Genomic DNA, 4,340 nt, shown 5'->3' with positions numbered 1-4,340 from the left:
GTCGGCACAGCCCGCGGCCGGATCAGCGGGACGGGCCGCACGCTGACGAGCATGTGCAGCAGGCTCAGCGTTGCCAGGCCGTCGTCCACGATGACCAGTTCGTCCGCGCCCACGCCGCGCAACAGTTCCGCCTGGACCTTGCCGGAGTAGGCGTCGCCGGTGACCCAGCGGTCGAGCTTTTTGTTGCGCACCGCCGGGAGGGTGGCCGCCGGCGGCGCGAACCGGACGCCGCTTGGCACTTGTTCCATCAGCGACTGCAGGGTGCTGTCCATGCCGACGGCATCGCTGCGCGGGTAGATGAGCGTGTCCCGGCCGAGCAGGCCGGCACCGTGCGCCTCGACGGCGCTGAGCAACTGCAACGGGGACTCGGCCCAAACGGCGGCCCGGCCAAAGCGGGGGCGCACCAGTTCGCTCCGGCGCCCGCGCTGCGTCTTGGACCCGACGGGTGGACGGGTCGGATAACCGTCCGCCGCCGGTCCCAGCTGGGGAAGGAAGGCCGCGGTGATCGCCGTTTCCGTCATGGCGCCCGCCTCACGATGCTGCCCGGGACCGGAGCTTGCGGACCGCACGCCGGCCCAGCCGCCCGACTTTGGCCAGCGGGCGGGCGGCCACGGCAGCCGGCAATCCGCCCGGCAGTTGAAGCTTGGTCAGCCGTCGCCGCTTGAAGTAGCGCATGTGGGGTCCGTCCTGGATGTGCTGCAGATACGTTTCCGCGCCCGGGCGGCCTGCTGCCAGCGTATCGGCCTGCATGCAGTAGGAGACGGCGTCGACCAGTTGCTGCAGGCGGCCGGCAGGGGGAGTGTCTGCCCCCTCCTGGTCCGGGGCGTGGAAGTTCCGTTCCAGGATTGCGTCGATGATGGTGACCGGCACGCGGTTGCTGTTTTCGTACGGGGTCAGGCGCTCCAGCAGCAGTTCGGTTCCTACGGCCGCCGCGTCGATGCCGAACAGGTACCTGGCGGTCATGAGGGCGGTGGAGAAACAGCTGACCACCAGCCGGGGCTGCAGGCGCTGCATCACCACTTCCGCAGGTACCGGGGACTCCAGGATCTCCAGCCGTACCCCGAGGTCCACCGCCGCCGACTGGACGGAGCGCAGGGCTGCCGGTCCGGCGTTGGGATGGGGCTTGAAGATGCAGTGCCGGATCCCCCGCTCCAGGGCCTTTTCGATCATCCCTCGGTGCAGCGCCACTTCTTCCTCGGCCGACAGGATCCCGAGCTCGGACAGGTATTGGCCGAGCAGCAGCGCGCTGCCGGCGGCGGCACCGGGCTGGGACGCCGGAATCACCAGGGGCGGCACCGACCGGTCCAACTCCTCCATCGCGCGGCGCAGGGAGGCCGGATCCACCGGCAGCAGCTTGGGTTCATGCTCGCGCAGCAACTGCGGGCGCAGCCCGGGGACGAGGTCCACGTACAGCAGGGAATCGAGCCGCTGGGCCACGGCCAGCGGGACGGGGTTCCGGGTGGGTCCGTAGCTCATCAGGCCGTCCGAGTGAACCGAGACGGCGGCCTGGGCGAAGGTCCGGGCCAGGGCAATCGCGGGGTTGACCTGGATGGACTCGACGTAGAGATGGACCGGGTCGCTGCCCAGGTCCCATTCCGAGCGCAGCAGCCTTTGCCACAGATCCAGGTCTTGTTCGCGGGGATTGAATTGCCCCGGCCGGCGGGGCCAGAGCAGCTCGCCGAGGTCGACCACGCGGTCGAACCTGCGGGCGGCTTCGGTGAAGCCCGGGGATTCGTGGAACGGGACGGTGATTTCCGGAATCAAGGCGTTGTTCGTCAACACCAGGATGCGTTCGGCACCGGTGGCCGGCAGGGTCCCGTCGTCGACGGCCGCCGCCAGCGAGACGACCTGGTAGAGGGTCGAGACGACGAAAAGTTCTTTCACTGCAGTGGTCCGATCGCTGATTCCAACTTCTGGCGCCGGTTCTTGTCCATGCCCGCCAAACAGCTGCCGACGGCGGGGGCCGGGAGGGCGGCCACAACGGCCCGGATCCCGGACGTCAGTTCGCGGCGGACGGCCCTGGTCATCTTCTCCGACCGCTCGAGGTGATGGCAGGCGATGGCCAGGAATTGCCGGATCGCCTTCGGCCGGAAGCGGTCTGCCTCGCGGTCCTCGGCCACCAGCCGGAAGACCTCGGCGTAGCTGCGCAGGAAATCCAACTGCCGGCGGTCGAAGATCTGGCTCAGGGACGTCGCTACGCCGCGGCGGTAGAAGGCCCCCAACTGGTCCGAAACCGCGTAGGAGGTTGCCTCCAGGTGCAGGCGCCAAATCCAGGGACGGTCCTCGGCGGTATGCAGGCCGTCCACAAAGTGCAGCAGCCCGGCCTCCCGCAGCGCGCCGTCGAAGATGCCGAAGGGCGCGAACGGATAGTCCACCATGGATGAGGCGTCCATGGGTCCGATGTCCTGGCGGGGATCGAGGGCGACGCCGCGCACGGCCTGCGGCGCCCGGTGAATGGTCCGGATTCCCCCGGCGTGCCGCACGTGGTCCACCCGCAGGAAGTCCACCCCCAGCTCCCTGATTTCCGCCGTGATGCGTGACAGGTGGCGGGGCGCGTACCAGTCATCCGGGTCAAGGAAGGCGATGTAGCGTCCCGCGGCGGCGTCCAGCCCCTTGTTGCGGGCCGCGGCCAGGCCGGTGGGGGCGTCGTTTCGAAGGATGTGCAGGCCGGGGAGCCGGCCGGTGAAGGCGGCGGCCAGCTCCCCGGTCCCGTCGGTGGAACCGTCATCGACGACGATGATTTCCATGACCGAGGGATCATCGAACTGGCGGGTCAGGCTGGTCATCGCGTCGCGGATGAAAGGGGCCTGGTCTTTCGCCGGGATGATGACGCTCAGTAATGGCTGGTTCATGGCGTGTGCTTAGCCGTCCACCCGGCGCAGGCGGGACAGCGGTGCCAGCTCGCCCGGGAAGACGCGCTTGACGCCGTCGCCCATGGCTTCTTCCAGGATCCGGATGTCGCGGATCAGCGCCTCGAAGCCCTTCGGCTCCAGCGAGGAGGCCTGGTCCGAGCCCCACATGGTCCGGTCCAGGGTGATGTGCCGTTCCACCGTCACCGCGCCCAGGGCCACTGCGGCCAGCGAGATCTGCAGGCCGCGTTCGTGCCCGGAGTAGCCCACCGGCACCTGGTAGCGCTCCTGCAGCGTGGTGATCATCCGCAGGTTCGCCTCTTCCGGCGGCAGCGGGTAGGTGGAGGTGGCGTGCATCAGGATCAGCTTGTCCGTGCCCAGAACCTCTACGGCCTTGTCGATCTGCTCGATCGTGGACATGCCGGTGGACAGGATCACCGGCTTGCCGGTCTCGCGCAGCGCGGTGAGCAGTTCAAGGTCGGTCACGGAGGCGGAGGCGACCTTGTGGGTCAGCGCGCCGGCTTCCTCCATGAACGCGACCGAGGGCACGTCCCACGGCGAGGCGAAGCAGTGCAGGCCCCGGTCGGCGGCGTGGGAGATGAGCTTCTGGTAGATCGGCATGTCGAACTCGACCCGGTACCGGTAGTCCAGGTAGGTCATCTCGCCCCACGGGGTGGAGCGCATCTTGTCCCGCATGTCCGCGGGGGTGGAGATCTCCGGGGTGCGCTTCTGGAACTTCACCGCGTTGGCGCCGGCCTCGGCGGCGACGTCGATCAGCTGCTTGGCGATCTCGATGTCGCCGTTGTGGTTGATGCCGATCTCGCCGATCACGTAAACCGGCTGTCCGGCACCGACCTGCACGTCGCCAATCACGACGGGCGCCGGGGAACCGGCGGGAACATTGACGGAAACGGTAGCTTCGGTAGTCATCTGTGCACTCTCTCTGGTTGTTGCTGTGGTGGCTTGTTGAAGGCGGCGGGGGCCGCCGGCACCGCTGTGGGCGGCGAGGATGAGTTCGCAGATCTCGCGGACCGCGCCCTCACCGCCGTGATGCTGCAGCACGGTCCGTGCCGCGGCCTTGACCTCGGCGCGGGCGTCGCCCACAGCCACCGGCCAACCAACGACGCCCATGGCGGGCAGGTCGTTGACGTCGTTGCCCACGTAGGCAACCCGGTCGGGGTCCAACCGGTTCACGGCCATCCATTGGCGGACCGCTCCGGCCTTGTCCGAGACGTCCTGGAGGACGTCGATGCCGAGTTTCCCGGCCCGGGCGCTGACCACCTTGTTGCGTTCGGTGGACAAAATCAGTTGCGGAATTCCGGTGCTGCGCAGCCGGGAGATTCCCATGCCGTCTTCGCGGCTGACGCGGACGAACTCTTCGCCCTCGGCGTTCACGAAGGCGTGGTCGTCGGTGTGGACGCCGTCGAAGTCCATGACCAGGGCGTCAACGTCGACGGCGCCGGCCTCCGCGGCGCCCGCCGCGGCGCGGTC

At 68.8% G+C, this 4,340-nt stretch carries 3 protein-coding genes and 2 pseudogenes; all 5 read right to left on the bottom strand.

What is annotated here, in order from left to right; all coding sequences use genetic code 11:
* A pseudogene (locus AC5RUJ_RS11775) lies at positions 1-521 on the bottom strand (hypothetical protein); the annotation flags it as partial.
* Between the two features lie 10 nt (positions 522-531).
* Positions 532-1,884: a polysialyltransferase family glycosyltransferase gene (locus tag AC5RUJ_RS11770; protein WP_494076892.1), complete on the bottom strand. Its 1,353-nt coding sequence runs from the start codon at positions 1,882-1,884 to the stop codon at positions 532-534.
* A complete protein-coding gene (locus AC5RUJ_RS11765) occupies positions 1,881-2,852 on the bottom strand; it encodes a glycosyltransferase family 2 protein (RefSeq protein WP_494075063.1) in 972 nt (323 codons plus the stop codon). Before AC5RUJ_RS11765 ends, AC5RUJ_RS11770 begins: the two co-directional genes overlap by 4 nt.
* 9 nt (positions 2,853-2,861) lie before the next feature.
* Positions 2,862-3,779, bottom strand: a complete 918-nt coding sequence (locus AC5RUJ_RS11760; RefSeq protein WP_494075076.1) for an N-acetylneuraminate synthase family protein — start codon at positions 3,777-3,779, stop codon at positions 2,862-2,864.
* A 114-nt stretch (positions 3,780-3,893) separates the two neighbouring features.
* Positions 3,894-4,196, bottom strand: a pseudogene (locus AC5RUJ_RS11755) (HAD hydrolase family protein); the annotation flags it as partial.
* Positions 4,197-4,340: the final 144 nt, after the last annotated feature.

It is taken from the genome of Arthrobacter sp. Y3223164, assembly GCF_059091005.1.
Note: the sequence above shows the minus strand (reverse complement) of the source record. Positions and strands in the feature narration are given on the sequence as shown.

Coding starts and splice junctions, on each gene's coding strand:
- AC5RUJ_RS11760 (WP_494075076.1), bottom strand. CDS start 3,779: ATGACTACCGAAGCTACCGTTTCCGTCAATGTTCCCGCCGGTTCCCCG.
- AC5RUJ_RS11765 (WP_494075063.1), bottom strand. CDS start 2,852: ATGAACCAGCCATTACTGAGCGTCATCATCCCGGCGAAAGACCAGGCC.